Annotated in this window: 16 protein-coding genes; 9 read left to right on the top strand and 7 right to left on the bottom strand. The window is 62.3% G+C overall.

Features of this window, described 5'->3' with window-relative positions; translation table 11 throughout:
* Positions 1-145: 145 nt before the first annotated feature.
* Positions 146-391, top strand: coding sequence for a TIGR02647 family protein (locus PFEN_RS29700; RefSeq protein ID WP_191490120.1), 246 nt, complete (start codon positions 146-148; stop codon positions 389-391).
* 174 nt (positions 392-565) lie between these two features.
* A complete protein-coding gene (locus PFEN_RS29705; RefSeq protein ID WP_191490121.1) occupies positions 566-3,415 on the top strand; it encodes a class I adenylate cyclase in 2,850 nt (949 codons plus the stop codon).
* Positions 3,416-3,474: 59 nt separating this feature from the next.
* Here the strand turns inward: PFEN_RS29705 and rnk are convergent, their stop codons facing one another.
* From rnk to cyaY, 3 genes are all read right to left on the bottom strand, one after another.
* Positions 3,475-3,888: a nucleoside diphosphate kinase regulator gene (gene rnk / locus PFEN_RS29710; protein WP_191490122.1), complete on the bottom strand. Its 414-nt coding sequence runs from the start codon at positions 3,886-3,888 to the stop codon at positions 3,475-3,477.
* 327 nt (positions 3,889-4,215) lie between these two features.
* Positions 4,216-4,440 carry a DUF1289 domain-containing protein gene (locus PFEN_RS29715; protein ID WP_191490123.1) on the bottom strand — a complete coding sequence of 75 codons (225 nt, stop codon included), beginning with the start codon at positions 4,438-4,440 and terminating at the stop codon, positions 4,216-4,218.
* Positions 4,440-4,796 (bottom strand): iron donor protein CyaY, encoded by a 357-nt coding sequence (gene cyaY / locus PFEN_RS29720; protein WP_191490124.1) that lies wholly within the window; start codon positions 4,794-4,796, stop codon positions 4,440-4,442. The genes PFEN_RS29715 and cyaY overlap by 1 nt, the downstream gene beginning before the upstream one ends.
* 215 nt (positions 4,797-5,011) lie before the next feature.
* Here cyaY and lptM point away from each other — a divergent pair, with 215 nt between their 5' ends.
* Genes lptM through PFEN_RS29750 form a run of 6 tightly spaced genes read left to right on the top strand, consistent with a single transcriptional unit; the run spans position 5,012 to position 9,610 of the window.
* A complete protein-coding gene (gene lptM / locus PFEN_RS29725) occupies positions 5,012-5,173 on the top strand; it encodes an LPS translocon maturation chaperone LptM (RefSeq protein WP_191490125.1) in 162 nt (53 codons plus the stop codon).
* A 9-nt stretch (positions 5,174-5,182) separates the two neighbouring features.
* Positions 5,183-6,430, top strand: a complete 1,248-nt coding sequence (lysA, locus tag PFEN_RS29730; protein WP_191490126.1) for a diaminopimelate decarboxylase — start codon at positions 5,183-5,185, stop codon at positions 6,428-6,430.
* Positions 6,431-6,434: 4 nt separating this feature from the next.
* Positions 6,435-7,265 carry a diaminopimelate epimerase gene (gene dapF, locus PFEN_RS29735; RefSeq protein WP_191490127.1) on the top strand — a complete coding sequence of 277 codons (831 nt, stop codon included), beginning with the start codon at positions 6,435-6,437 and terminating at the stop codon, positions 7,263-7,265.
* Positions 7,266-7,278: 13 nt separating this feature from the next.
* Entirely contained in the window at positions 7,279-8,004 is a 726-nt protein-coding gene (locus tag PFEN_RS29740) for a DUF484 family protein (RefSeq protein WP_191490128.1), read from the top strand.
* A gap of 2 nt (positions 8,005-8,006) precedes the next feature.
* On the top strand, positions 8,007-8,903 hold the full coding sequence (xerC, locus tag PFEN_RS29745) for a tyrosine recombinase XerC (protein ID WP_191490129.1): 897 nt from the start codon (positions 8,007-8,009) through the stop codon (positions 8,901-8,903).
* Positions 8,903-9,610, top strand: a complete 708-nt coding sequence (locus PFEN_RS29750; protein ID WP_191490130.1) for an HAD family hydrolase — start codon at positions 8,903-8,905, stop codon at positions 9,608-9,610. The genes xerC and PFEN_RS29750 overlap by 1 nt, the downstream gene beginning before the upstream one ends.
* 235 nt (positions 9,611-9,845) lie before the next feature.
* On the opposite strand, the gene sutA is transcribed toward PFEN_RS29750, so the two are convergent.
* The 4 genes from sutA to glnK form a co-directional block, all read right to left on the bottom strand.
* A complete protein-coding gene (gene sutA, locus PFEN_RS29755; protein WP_040071667.1) occupies positions 9,846-10,175 on the bottom strand; it encodes a transcriptional regulator SutA in 330 nt (109 codons plus the stop codon).
* A gap of 103 nt (positions 10,176-10,278) precedes the next feature.
* Positions 10,279-10,704 carry a secondary thiamine-phosphate synthase enzyme YjbQ gene (locus PFEN_RS29760; protein WP_191490131.1) on the bottom strand — a complete coding sequence of 142 codons (426 nt, stop codon included), beginning with the start codon at positions 10,702-10,704 and terminating at the stop codon, positions 10,279-10,281.
* 212 nt (positions 10,705-10,916) lie between these two features.
* Positions 10,917-12,257, bottom strand: a complete 1,341-nt coding sequence (locus PFEN_RS29765) for an ammonium transporter (RefSeq protein ID WP_191490132.1) — start codon at positions 12,255-12,257, stop codon at positions 10,917-10,919.
* A gap of 33 nt (positions 12,258-12,290) precedes the next feature.
* A complete protein-coding gene (gene glnK, locus PFEN_RS29770; protein WP_002555808.1) occupies positions 12,291-12,629 on the bottom strand; it encodes a P-II family nitrogen regulator in 339 nt (112 codons plus the stop codon).
* Between the two features lie 416 nt (positions 12,630-13,045).
* Between glnK and PFEN_RS29775 the strand changes: the two genes are divergently transcribed.
* On the top strand, positions 13,046-13,306 hold the full coding sequence (locus PFEN_RS29775; protein WP_103499025.1) for an accessory factor UbiK family protein: 261 nt from the start codon (positions 13,046-13,048) through the stop codon (positions 13,304-13,306).
* Positions 13,307-13,371 lie beyond the last annotated feature (65 nt).

The raw sequence follows: 13,371 nt of genomic DNA on the forward strand, positions 1-13,371 counted from the left end.
ACTGAAAACGCCCCGCCGCCATCCGGGCCCGGGGCGCCGTCCCCAGTGCCCGGCCACATCCGCATCGAATACTGGACAGAGCGCTCAACTGCGATCACCTTAGGGGCGCTGTCGTCCGATAATTCCTAGAAAGTCTGGAGTCCTTATGTCGTATACCCCTGAGCTGGTTGCCGAACTGGAAATCCTCGCACTGTTCAATCTGGACAATTCCCAGGAAGGCCTGAAAATTCATCAGACCGCTGCCCCAAAAGCCATCGCCGCCGCCCAACGTCTGTTCGAGAAAGAACTCATCACCCAGCCCGATGGTGGTTACCTGACCAGCCTGGGCCGTGATGCCGCCGAACATGCCCAGGGCCTGCTGACCATCCTGGACATCAAAGAAGCCGCCTGACCCTTCGCCGCGCCCTCGGGATCTTTTCCTGCCGGATCTCGCGGGCGCCGACAACAAGCGCCGCAAAACCGGCGTCAATAAAAAATTCTCTTTAATCGTCCCGCCACTTCGGTTGTAAACTGCCATCTTGCGAACCCTTTCCTTTCGAGCCCCGCGAGCCGGTTTGAGTGAGACATGACGCGCACCCACGAAATTCGCCCGAACCTGGACGAGGGAATCGATCGCAAAGTCCTCAGCCAACTGCGCGCGCGCTTCCTCAAGCTCAATCAGGGGCGCCTGGGGCGCGCCCTGGAAGGCCTGTCGCCACGCCAACAGGTGGTGCTGAATCTGTTGCCGCTGTTTTTCCACGTCAATCATCCGTTGCTGCCCGGGTACGTCTCGGGCAGCACCCCGGCCGGGCTGTCGAACTATGAGCCCGACGAACTGGCCCTGGCCGAAGCCCAGCGCCTGACTCGCTCCTTTTCCTACAAGAGCCGCCATGGCAATCCACCACGGCCAATCCACGGCCTGTTCCTGATGGGTAGCCTGGGCACCCTGGCCCAGGCCGATGAAAGTGACATGGATATGTGGGTCTGCCACGCCAGCGATCTGAGCCAGGGTGAAATCGCCGAGCTGCGCAAGAAGTGCCAGTTGCTCGAGGCCTGGGCCGCCAGCCAGGGCGCCGAGGCACATTTCTTCCTGATCGACCCGAGTCGCTTCATGCGCGGCGAGCGCGATGCGCAATTGAGCTCGGAAGATTGCGGCACCACCCAGCATTACCTGTTACTGGACGAGTTCTACCGCACCGCTATCTGGCTCGCCGGGCGCACGCCACTGTGGTGGCTGGTGCCAGTGTACGAGGAACAGCACTATGCCCCCTACACCCACACCTTGCTGTCCAAGCGCTTTATCCGGGCCAGCGAAACCCTCGATCTCGGCCACCTGGCCCGGATTCCGCCGGGAGAATTCATCGGTGCCGGGCTCTGGCAACTGTTCAAGGGCATCGAGTCACCCTACAAATCAGTCCTCAAGCTGCTGTTGATCGAGGTCTATGCCAGCGAACACCCGCGGGTCGAATGCCTGAGCCTGCGCTTCAAGCAGGCGGTGTTCGCCAATCATCACCTGGACCTGGATGAGCTGGACCCCTACATCATGGTCTACCGGCGTATCGAAGAGTACCTCAAGGCCCGCAACGAACCGGAACGCCTGGAACTGGTGCGCCGCAGCCTGTACCTGAAGGTTAACCGTAAACTCACCGGCCAGAGCGCGAGCAGCACCAACTGGCAGCGCCGGCTGCTGGGACGGCTGGCCAGCGAATGGGGCTGGGACCGCCGACAGCTGGCCCTGCTCGACAGTCGCAGCCAGTGGAAAGTCCGTCAGGTCAGCAGCGAACGCCGGGCCCTGGTCAACGAGCTCAACTACAGCTATCGCTTCCTGACCCAGTTCGCCCGTACCGAACAGGCGGTCAGCCTGATCAACAAGCGCGACCTCAATGTCCTCGGTCGCCGCCTGTATGCCGCGTTCGAACGCAAGGCCGGCAAGATCGAGTTCATCAACCCCGGCATCGCCCCGGACCTGGCCGAAGACACCCTCACCCTGGTCCAGTCGCCCAACCGCAAGGAACCGGGGCAAACTCACTGGGGCCTGTACAACGGCAGTCTGAGCGCCCTGGAATGGGAACACTTCGCCCCGATCAAACGCAGCCACGAGCTGCTGGAACTGCTGACCTGGTGCCACCGCAACGGCGTCATCGACAGCAGCACGCGCCTGTCCCTGCACCCCGGTGGCAGCGACCTGAGCGAGTTCGAACTGTTCAACCTGCTTGGCAGCCTGCAACAAACCCTCGCCCTGCCGCTGGACCCCGCCAGCGAGGAGCAGCTGCTGCGCCCCAGCATCCCGACCGAAGTACTGATCCTGGTGAACGTCGGGGTCGACCCGCTCAAGCACCATCGCGACCTGAATATCCTGATGACCACCGAGCGCACTGACTCGCTGAGTTACGCGGGGGTCAGGGAAAATCTGGTGCTGACCCTCGACCAGGTCACGCTCAATAGCTGGAACGAGGTACTGATCAATCATTACCACGGTCCTCACGCCCTGCTCGACTGCCTGCGCGACTACCTCAGCCACCTGCCGCCCGATCGCCAATTGCCGCGACTGAGGGTGCGCTGCTTCTGCCACAACCGCGCGCAATTCATTGCCCAGCGGGTGGAGGAAGTGCTCAACACCGCCCAGGAACTGCTGCTCGGCAACCTCAACCATCGGTACCTGGTCCAGGTCCAGCAGCACTACCATGTACTGGAACTGGTCCAGGGCCATGTCAAGCATATTGCCCTGGACAGCCTGCCGGGGCTGCTCAACTACCTGAGCCAGGAGCAGTCCGCCTACAGCCCACTGTATGTGGACGTGCGGGCGATGGAAGGGCACGACCTGGCCCTGGTACTGCCCATGGGCCAGCCCGAATGCGTGCAGGTGTTCTACCGGACCCACGACACACACGCCGAACTGTACGTGCTCGACGAATTCAACGCCCTGTGGCAGCAACACCTGCCGTTCCACGACGAGCAAAGCCTGCTGGTACCGCTGCAACGCTTCCTGCAGTCGATCCTCTACCGCCGCGAGGCGCTGATGCCCATGGATACGACACGGCCCTCGGCGGCACTGGAAACCCTGTATTACCAGTTGCAACCCTCGGCGCCGGGACAGGCACGCCGGGTCGAGACGCGACCGGCACCGCAAACGCCGGTCAACAAGCCGTTCTACGACGTCCAGGCGATTGTCGGCAGGGCCGGGACGAACGAAGTCCAGGTCACCTTGTATTGCAATCAGCAGGAGTTTTCCGAACTGGAATACGGCGACCAGCTATTTATCAAGGTCGCTCGGGAAATCGTTGGCCAGCGCCAGGAAGTCGAGCGCTACCGTTGCTACATCACCGATCTGGACCTTAGCGCGTTGATCGCTGACGGACAGGGCTCGAGCAATCTCTACCTGCGCTACAAGGCCGAACTGGAAAACGCGCTGAACCTGGCACTGGACCAGGTCTGAAGGCGCTGCCGGCGAAGACTGCCAGTCGAGTCATGCAACCCGCGCCCTCCGCGATCGGCTCAGAGGTGGAAATCACCGGCGGCTTCCGGCTGGTACTCCACCTCCAGCAAATTCAGCTTCAGGGTCTTGCCACCTGGGGCTGGCCAGTCGATGTGCTGGCCGACCTGCAAACCGAGCAAGGCGCTGCCCACTGGCGCAAGAATGGAAATCCGGCCTTCATCGGCATTGGCATCCTGCGGGTAGACCAGGGTCAGGCGATAATCCTTGCCGCTGCCCTCTTCTCGGCAGTGCACCCGGGAGTTCATGGTCACGACACCGGCCGGCACTTCTTCGTGGCCTACCACGCTGTCGGCGCGGTCCAGTTCGGCTTGCAGGGCGATAACACCAGGCAGCGTGTCGTCCAGGCTGTCGATCAGGCGCTCCAGACGTTGCACGTCAAGGCGGGTGAGGATGATGGAAGGTGCGGTGTTCATGATCCAGGCAGACTCCTTTTTTCTGCACGATAAAAGCAAAACCCGGAGCGGGCGCTCGGCCCTGTGGAGATATGAGGCCGCCCCATGGAGAGAGGACCGACCTGTGGCAAGGGGACCGACCTGTGGTAAGCGGGCCGACCTGTAGTGAGGGAGCTTGCCTGTAGTGAGGGGGCTTGCCCCCGTTCGGCTGCGAAGCAGCCGTAAAACCGGCGGATGCATCCTACCTGACAAGCCGCATTCAGCGTTTTCAGGGCCGCTTCGCGCCCCAGCGGGGGCAAGCCCCCTCGCCACAGGCAAGCCCCCTCGCCACAATGCGCTACAACCCTGTCAGGCCCGCGCCTGGCGCTGCCGGGCCTGCTCGCAGATCAGCCGACGGCGCGCATCGTCCGCCGCGCGCCACTCACGGATATCTTCGACGTGTCGAAAACAGCCGATACAAATTTTCTGCTCGTCCAGCCGGCAAAGGCTCACACAAGGCGACGGCACGGCCGGGCTGACGTTGCTGTACAACGGCTTGGCGGGACGTACCGGAGCGGTTTGCTGCGTCACCATCAGATCTCTTCGAAATCCAGCTCGACACCGGCCTGGTCCTGGGTAAAGCGCGCCAGGATCTCGTTGAGCTTCTCTTCGCTCTTCACACAGAACCAATAGCTGCCGTCCTCATCCTCGCTGCTGCTTTCCTTGTACTCGAAGTGATAGCCGCCGGTGGGCTTGGCCGTCGCCAGCCAGAGCTGACGCAAAGGTTCCTGGCGACTGAAGATCAGCTGGCTGCCGCCTTCGAACTTCACAGTGAGTACACCCGCGGAGTTTTCCAGGTCCACATCCAGGCCACTCTCATCGAACACCTCTTCCAGGTTTTCCAGGGTGCTATCGACCAGATCGTGAAAACGGGCTTCAGTCAAACTCATTGCGCGAACCTCGAAAAATGCCTGTCCCTTCAAGCGCCGCAAGATACGAGCGCTCCCGGACGATTGCGAAGCATAACCACGTAGGGCCAAGAGTGACATCAATAATCCGCACAATGCGACCCGGGCGCCGCCGGACGGCCAGCGGCCCGCATAGGCAAGCCGCCGGGTGGCCGGTATACTCCGGCGCAATTAATGCTTTTTCAAAGGATTTCGCCATGAAGCGCCTGATCTCTTCCCTTGCTGCGCTCCTCGCGATCGCTTGCCTCGTCTCCGCCTGTGGTCAGAAAGGTCCGCTGTATCTACCCGATGACAGCCAGAACCCGAACGACCAGGCCAAGTCCTCGCAGGCCAAAGCGCACCAGCACGACACCTACTAAGGGATCACCATGGAAGCTTTTAACTACCGTGGCGGTGAGCTGTTCGCGGAAGGTGTAGCTTTGTCCACCATTGCCGAACGCTTTGGCACGCCGACCTACGTCTACTCCCGCGCCCACATCGAGGCGCAGTACAACGCTTATGCCAGTGCCCTCGAAGGCATGCCACACCTGGTGTGCTTCGCAGTGAAAGCCAACTCCAACCTGGGCGTGCTGAATGTCCTGGCACGTCTCGGCGCCGGTTTCGACATCGTCTCCCGTGGCGAACTGGAGCGCGTCCTGGCCGCTGGCGGCAGCGCCGACAAGATCGTCTTCTCCGGTGTCGGCAAGACCCGCGAAGACATGCGCCGCGCCCTGGAAGTCGGCGTGCACTGCTTCAACATCGAATCCACCGACGAGCTGGAGCGCCTGCAAGTAGTGGCGGCCGAGCTGGGCGTGCGTGCGCCGATCTCGCTGCGGGTCAACCCGGACGTCGACGCCGGCACCCACCCGTACATCTCCACCGGTCTCAAAGAGAACAAGTTCGGCATCGCCATTGCCGACGCCGAGGATGTCTACATCCGCGCCGCACAGTTGCCGAACCTGGAAGTACTGGGTGTCGATTGTCATATCGGCTCGCAACTGACCACCCTGGACCCCTTCCTCGACGCCCTCGACCGCCTGCTGGCGCTGATCGACCGCCTCGGCGAATGCGGCATCCACCTGCACCACATCGACCTCGGTGGCGGCGTGGGCGTGCGTTATCGCGACGAAGAGCCACCCTTGGCGGCCGACTACATCAAGGCCGTGCGTGAACGTCTGGCCGGTCGTGACCTGGCGCTGATGTTCGAGCCGGGCCGCTACATCGTCGCCAATGCCGGTGTGTTGCTGACCCGGGTCGAGTACCTCAAGCACACCGAACACAAGGATTTCGCCATCGTTGACGCGGCGATGAACGACCTGATCCGCCCGGCCCTGTACCAGGCCTGGATGGACGTCAGCGCCGTGCATCCGCGCGAAGGCGCCGGGCGGCTCTACGACATCGTCGGGCCGATCTGCGAGACCGGCGATTTCCTGGCCAAGGAACGTCAGCTGACGCTGGAAGAAGGCGACCTGCTGGCCGTGCACTCGGCCGGCGCCTACGGGTTCGTCATGAGCTCCAACTACAACACTCGCGGCCGCGCCGCCGAAGTGCTGGTGGATGGCGAGCAGATGTTCGAAGTGCGTCGTCGCGAGACGCTCGCCGAGTTGTATGCCGGCGAAAGCCTGCTGCCGGAGTAAGACCATGCTGCTGCGTTTTACCAAGATGCACGGCCTGGGCAACGACTTCATGGTCCTCGACCTGGTCAGCCAGCACGCGCACATCCAGCCCAAACACGCAAAGCAATGGGGTGACCGCCATACCGGTATCGGCTTCGACCAGTTGCTGATCGTCGAGGCACCGAGCAACCCGGAAGTGGATTTCCGCTATCGGATCTTCAACTCCGACGGTTCGGAAGTGGAACAATGTGGCAACGGGGCCCGCTGTTTCGCCCGTTTCGTGCTCGACAAGCGCCTGACCGCCAAGCGCCAGATCCGCGTCGAAACCAAAAGTGGGATCATCGAGCTGGATGTCCGCCAGGACGGCCAGATCAGTGTGAACATGGGCCCACCGCGCCTGGTACCGGCCGAGATCCCCTTCCAGGCCGAGCAACAGGCTACGAGCTACGCCGTGGAGGTTGACGGCCAGAGCGTCGACCTGGCCGCCGTTTCCATGGGCAACCCCCATGCCGTGCTGCGCGTCAGCGACATCAACAGCGCGCCGGTACATGAACTGGGGCCGAAGATCGAACATCACCCGCGCTTCCCGGCCCGGGTCAATGTCGGTTTCCTGCAAGTGATTGACCGCCACCGGGGACAACTGCGAGTCTGGGAGCGTGGCGCCGGGGAAACCCAGGCCTGCGGGACCGGAGCCTGCGCCGCCGCGGTGGCCGCCATCAGCCAGGGCTGGATGGATTCGCCGGTGACCCTCGACCTGCCCGGCGGACGCCTGTCCATCGAATGGGCGGGTGCCGGCCAGCCGGTGATGATGACTGGCCCCGCCGTTCGGGTGTATGAAGGACAAGTGCGTCTATAAGCGAGCCAATACCATGACCGATCAGCCTCAGGTTCCAGCCGAACAGCCCAACGAGCCGCCCGCACAGAGCCTTGAGGCGGCGCGCGTCGCCGCCTACCTGGAGGCTCATCCGGATTTCTTCGTCGACCACGAGGAATTGCTGCCGGCGTTGCGCATTCCTCATCGACGCGGCGATACGGTGTCGCTGGTGGAACGCCAGATGAAAATCCTCCGCGAGCGCAACATCGAGATGCGTCATCGCCTGTCGCAATTGATGGATGTGGCCCGGGACAACGACCGCCTGTTCGAGAAAACCCGCCGTCTGATCCTCGCGCTGATGGACGCCGCCAGCCTGGACGACCTGGTCATGGCCGTGGAAGACAGCCTGCGCCAGGATTTCCAGGTGCCCTTCGTCAGCCTGATCCTGTTCGGTGACAATGCCATGCCGGTGGGTCGCTGGGTCAGCCACGCCGAAGCCCAGCAAGCCATCGGCGGCCTGCTCTCGGAAGGCAAGAGCATCAGTGGCAGCCTGCGTGAACACGAGCTGGACTTCCTGTTCGGCGAAGAACAGCGCAAGCAGATCGGCTCGACCGCCGTGGTCGCCATCAGCCATCAGGGCGTGCATGGTGTCCTGGCCGTGGCCAGCCGTGATCCGCAGCACTACAAAAGCTCGGTGGGCACCCTGTTTCTCAGCTATATCGCCGAAGTCATGGGCCGCGTCGTTCCACGCTTCACCCCCGCCCTGCGCTCGGTGCGCTAGCCATGGAGCGTCAGCTGGACGCCTACTGCGAGCACCTGCGCAGTGAGCGCCAGGTGTCGCCCCACACGCTGCAGGCCTATCGCCGCGACCTGGACAAGGTCCTGGCCTTTTGCGCCAAGGAACAGATCGGCAGCTGGAGTGTCCTGGATATCCAGCGCCTGCGCCGCCTGATCGCCCGCCTGCACCAGCAGGGCCAGTCCTCTCGCAGCCTGGCCCGCCTGCTTTCGGCGGTGCGCGGGCTGTACCAGTACCTCAACCGCGAAGGCCTGTGCAATCACGACCCGGCCACCGGCCTGGCCCCGCCCAAGGGCGAACGGCGCCTGCCGAAAACGTTGGACACCGACCGGGCCCTGCAATTGCTGGACGGAGGGGTGGAGGACGACTTTATCGCCCGCCGCGACCAGGCCATTCTGGAGCTGTTCTATTCCTCCGGCCTGCGCTTGTCGGAACTGACCGGGCTTGATCTGGACCAGCTGGACCTGGCCGATGGTCTGGTCCAGGTCCACGGCAAGGGCAGCAAAACCCGCGTCTTGCCAGTCGGTCGTAAAGCCCGCGAAGCCCTGCTGGCCTGGCTCCCGCTGCGCGCCCTGAGCAATCCGGCCGACGCCGCCGTGTTCGTCAGCCAGCAAGGCCGGCGCCTCGGGCCCCGGGCCATTCAACTGCGGGTCAAGGCCGCCGGCGAGCGCGAACTGGGACAGAACCTGCACCCACACATGCTCCGGCACTCCTTCGCCAGCCATTTGCTGGAGTCGTCCCAGGATCTGCGCGCCGTGCAGGAATTGCTTGGCCATTCGGACATCAAGACCACGCAGATCTATACCCACCTGGACTTCCAGCACCTGGCGACCGTCTACGACAGCGCCCATCCCCGAGCCAAACGCAGCAAGGACAGTGAGTAATGACGATTCAGCTGATCACCTTCGACCTCGACGACACCCTGTGGGATACCGCGCCGGTGATCCACAGCGCGGAGAACGTTTTGCGTGAATGGCTGGCCGAGCACGCACCCAACCTGGGCGGTGTGCCGGTGGAGCATCTGTGGGCGATTCGCGAACGAGTGCTGCTCCAGGAGCCGACACTCAAGCACCGCATCAGCGCCCTGCGCCGCCGGGTGCTGTTCCACGCCCTGCAAGAGGCGGGTTACCCGCATGCACAGGCTTCGGAGCTGGCGGAAGAAAGCTTCGAGGTATTTATCCATGCCCGGCACCAGATCGAGGTGTTTCCGGAGGTCGAACCGACCCTGGAGGCCCTGGGCCGCTCCTTTGCCCTGGGCGTGGTCACCAATGGCAACGCGGACGTGCGCCGTCTCGGGCTCGCCGACTATTTCCGCTTTGCACTGTGCGCTGAAGACATTGGCATCGCCAAGCCGGACTCACGGCTGTTCCATGAAGCCCTGGTGCGCGGCGGGAACATCCCGGCCAGCGCGGCGGTGCATATCGGCGATCACCCTGGGGACGACATCGCCGGGGCCCAGCAGGCCGGTCTGCGGGCGATCTGGTACAACCCCACGGGCAAGGCCTGGGAAGCGGAACGGCAGCCGGATGCGCAGGTTCGCAGCCTGACCGAGTTGCCGGTACTGCTGGCCGGCTGGAACAGCCCTGCCTGAGTAACACTTGTGGTGTGGCGAGCGGGCTTGCCCGCGCTCGGCTGCGTAGCAGTCGTAAAACCGACCACCTCGGCCTGCCTGAGGCACCGGATTCGCAGGTTTTAGGGCCGCTTCGCAGCCCAGCGCGGGCAAGCCCGCTCGCCACAGACCCGCCGCCCCTGCCCAATCAGGAGCCATGAAAAAGCCCGCAGCGACGGCGGGCTTTTTCAACAAAGCAGAAACCGGACGCTGAAACTCAGATAGGCCGGCTACCGTATTTGTTATCCGGCTTCTTGGGCGGATCGGCCACCACATTGGCCTCGACTTCCTGCACCTTGCCGCCACGCGCGAGGAACTCTTCCATGGCCTTGGCCAGGGCATCGCGTTCCTTGTTCTTGGCTTCGACACTCGGCAGCTCGTCAACCGACACCGCTGCCTTGGCCTTGCCCTTGGCGGTCGGTACCGGCGCGTCACCACCATCATCATCGGCAACGTCTACGTCTTCAGCCGCCGCTTCGAGACCTTCTTCGGTTTCGTCGTCTTCACCGACCTCGAGGTCGTCGTTTTCCAGATCATCGTCGCTCATGTTCTACCTCATGACTTGCGAAAAGCAGATTAGTTATAGCCCAGCTGCGCCGACTGTCGAAGGCCGCCAGAAAAAAATCAACATCCGCTGAACCCCCAGCGGTTTATGCCCCGTCACCGTAAAGGGTGGCAAGGACTTTACGAGCACCGCCATGATCACGGTGCTCGCCCAGATAGACACCTTGCCAACTGCCCAGCGCCAACTGTCCCGCCGTCACCGGCAAAGTCAGTTGACAGCCTAGCAAACTGGCCTTGAAGTGCGCCGGCAAGTCGTCCGCGCCTTCGTCGTTGTGTTCATAATCGGCCTTGACCTGGGGTACCAGCCGGTTGAAATAACGCTCGAAGTCACGACGGACCGCCGGATCGGCATTCTCGTTGATGGTCAACGAGGCCGAGGTATGCTGCAGCCACAAATGCAACAGACCGACCTGGCATGCCTTGAGTTCAGGCAAGCCGTCGAGCAACTCCCGGGTCACCAAATGAAAACCCCGGGGCCTGGCCCGCAAGGTAATCAGCGTCTGTTGCCACATACAGTTCTCCGCCCTTCGGCGCGCATTCTAGCGCGCTCTGGAAAAAAGCAAAGCGCCTAATACTCTTGCTTTGCTGTAAGCAATTGGCCCTTACAAAAACGCCCTGGGGTTTTGGCCGTATTGCCTCTGGATAAATCCTTTCAGTCCTTTTTTCAAGGACAAACTCCAGACAAAAAAATGCCCGGCAAGCCGGGCAATTTTTTTTGCGGCGTTTACACGTTGTAACCGCGCTCGTTGTGTTGCGCCAGGTCCAGGCCCACCGACTCTTCTTCGTCGGTCACGCGCAGCCCCATCACGGCATCCAGCACCTTGAGGATGATGAAGGTGACGATCGCGGTGTAGATGACGGTGAAGCCGACACCTTTGCACTGGATCCAGACTTGTGCCGCGACGTCGGTGGTGGCTGCGTTGAAGCCGCCCATCGACGGTGCCGCGAACACACCAGTGAGGATCGCACCGAGGATACCGCCGATACCGTGCACGCCGAAGGCGTCCAGGGAATCGTCATAGCCCAGTTTGCGTTTCAGGGTAGTGGCGCAGAAGAAGCACACCACACCGGCCGCCAGGCCAATGATCAGCGAGCCCATCGGGCCAACGGTACCGGCAGCCGGGGTGATGGCAACCAGACCGGCGACCACGCCCGAGGCGATGCCCAGGGCACTTGGCTTACCGTGGGTCAGCCATTCGGCGAACATCCAGCCCAGCGCGGCGGCGGCGGTAGCGATCTGAGTAACCAGCATCGCCATGCCGGCGGTGCCGTTGGCGGCGGCGGCGGAACCGGCGTTGAAGCCGAACCAGCCGACCCACAGCATGGCCGCGCCCATCAAGGTGTAACCGAGGTTGTGTGGCGCCATCGGGGTGGTCGGGAAGCCCTTGCGCTTGCCCAGCACCAGGCAGGCCACCAGGCCAGCGACACCGGCGTTGATGTGCACCACGGTGCCGCCAGCGAAGTCGAGCACGCCCCAGTCGCCCAGCAGGGAACCCGGACCGCTCCAGACCATATGCGCAATCGGCGCATAGACCAGGGTGAACCATACGCCCATGAACACCAGCATCGCGGAGAACTTCATGCGTTCGGCGAAGGCACCGACGACCAGCGCCGGGGTGATGATGGCGAAGGTCATCTGGTAGGTGACGAACACCGACTCGGGGAACAATGACGTCGGCCCGGTAATGCTGGCCGGCGTGATGCCGGCGAGGAAGGCCTTGGCCAGGCTACCGACGAAGGAGTTGTAGTTGACGACGTTGGCTTCCATCCCGGTGGTGTCGAACGCCATGCTGTAGCCATAAATGAACCACAGGATGGTGATCAGACCGGTAATGGCGAAGCACTGCATCATCACGGAAAGAATGTTTTTCGAGCGCACCATGCCGCCGTAGAACAGCGCTAGGCCTGGAATGGTCATGAACAGCACGAGGGCTGTCGAGGTCAGCATCCAGCTGGTATCACCGGAATTGAGGACTGGAGCAGGTACCGGGTCCGCCGCCATGGCCAAGGCTGGCATTACGAGGGACAACAGGGCTCCTAGCCCTGCGAATTTACGCAGAGTCATATTGTTTTCTCCTGGGGCGTTGGGTTTGGCGGCTTAGATTGCGTCGGTATCGGTTTCGCCGGTACGGATGCGAATAGCCTGTTCCAGATTGACCACGAAGATCTTGCCGTCACCGATCTTGCCGGTGTTGGCAGCCTTGGTTATCGCCTCGATAACCCGGTCAAGATCCTTGTCGTCAATGGCGACATCGATCTTCACCTTGGGCAGGAAATCGACCACATACTCCGCGCCGCGATACAGCTCGGTGTGACCTTTCTGCCGGCCAAAGCCTTTGACCTCAGTAACGGTAATGCCCTGCACGCCGATCTCGGACAACGACTCGCGCACGTCGTCCAACTTGAACGGCTTGATGATGGCAGTGACTAGCTTCATGAAACTCTCTCCCGAATTGGTGGACTTGCCCCAGGAAAACAAACCCGACTCAAGTCTAAGCGCAGTGCCTGGCTTTGTAACGCATCGTCGGTCCACATCTACCGCTCGACGCCAGCTAACCGCTGCTGGCGAAACTTCCCAGCTTCGTCTGCCGCACTGCATTCGTCACAGCGACTGCATCAGTGCATGGGTCACTGGCAACTAAGCAGAAAGCTTGCCAGCTCCGTAAAAACCAATGATTTCAATCCTTTGGTCGCTGCAATGGGTGAAAAAGTGCTTTGCGCCCAGGCCGGGCGCACAACAACAGTGCATGCAGACCCGGCGCGATGCGCAAAAAGCGTGCACCCAGCCCCATGGAAATCACTATAGACACTGCGTGGTACACTGGCGGGTAATCTGTTTCCGGAATTTCAGCCATGCTTGCGCCCAAAGCGTTTCTCGATGCCCTGAGCGGCCACGCCTCCCGTTTGTTCAGCGGCGAAACACCCCTGCCCCGCCAGGAATTCGAAAGCCAGTTCAAGGTGCTGTTGCAGAGCGGCTTCAGCAAGCTCGACCTGGTCAGCCGCGAGGAGTTCGACAGCCAGATGGTGGTGTTGGCGCGGACCCGTGCGCGGTTGGAGAGTCTGGAGGCGAAGGTGGCGGAGCTGGAGGCGCGGCTGGCTCCAGCCCAGCAATAACCGGCATCAGGCACCACCCGATGCATCGGACCGCTGGGCCGCTACCCAGGCGCATTCGCTCCATG

Origin of the sequence: Pseudomonas sp. FEN, assembly GCF_904067045.1 — a bacterium.
Taxonomy (GTDB): Bacteria; Pseudomonadota; Gammaproteobacteria; order Pseudomonadales; family Pseudomonadaceae; genus Aquipseudomonas.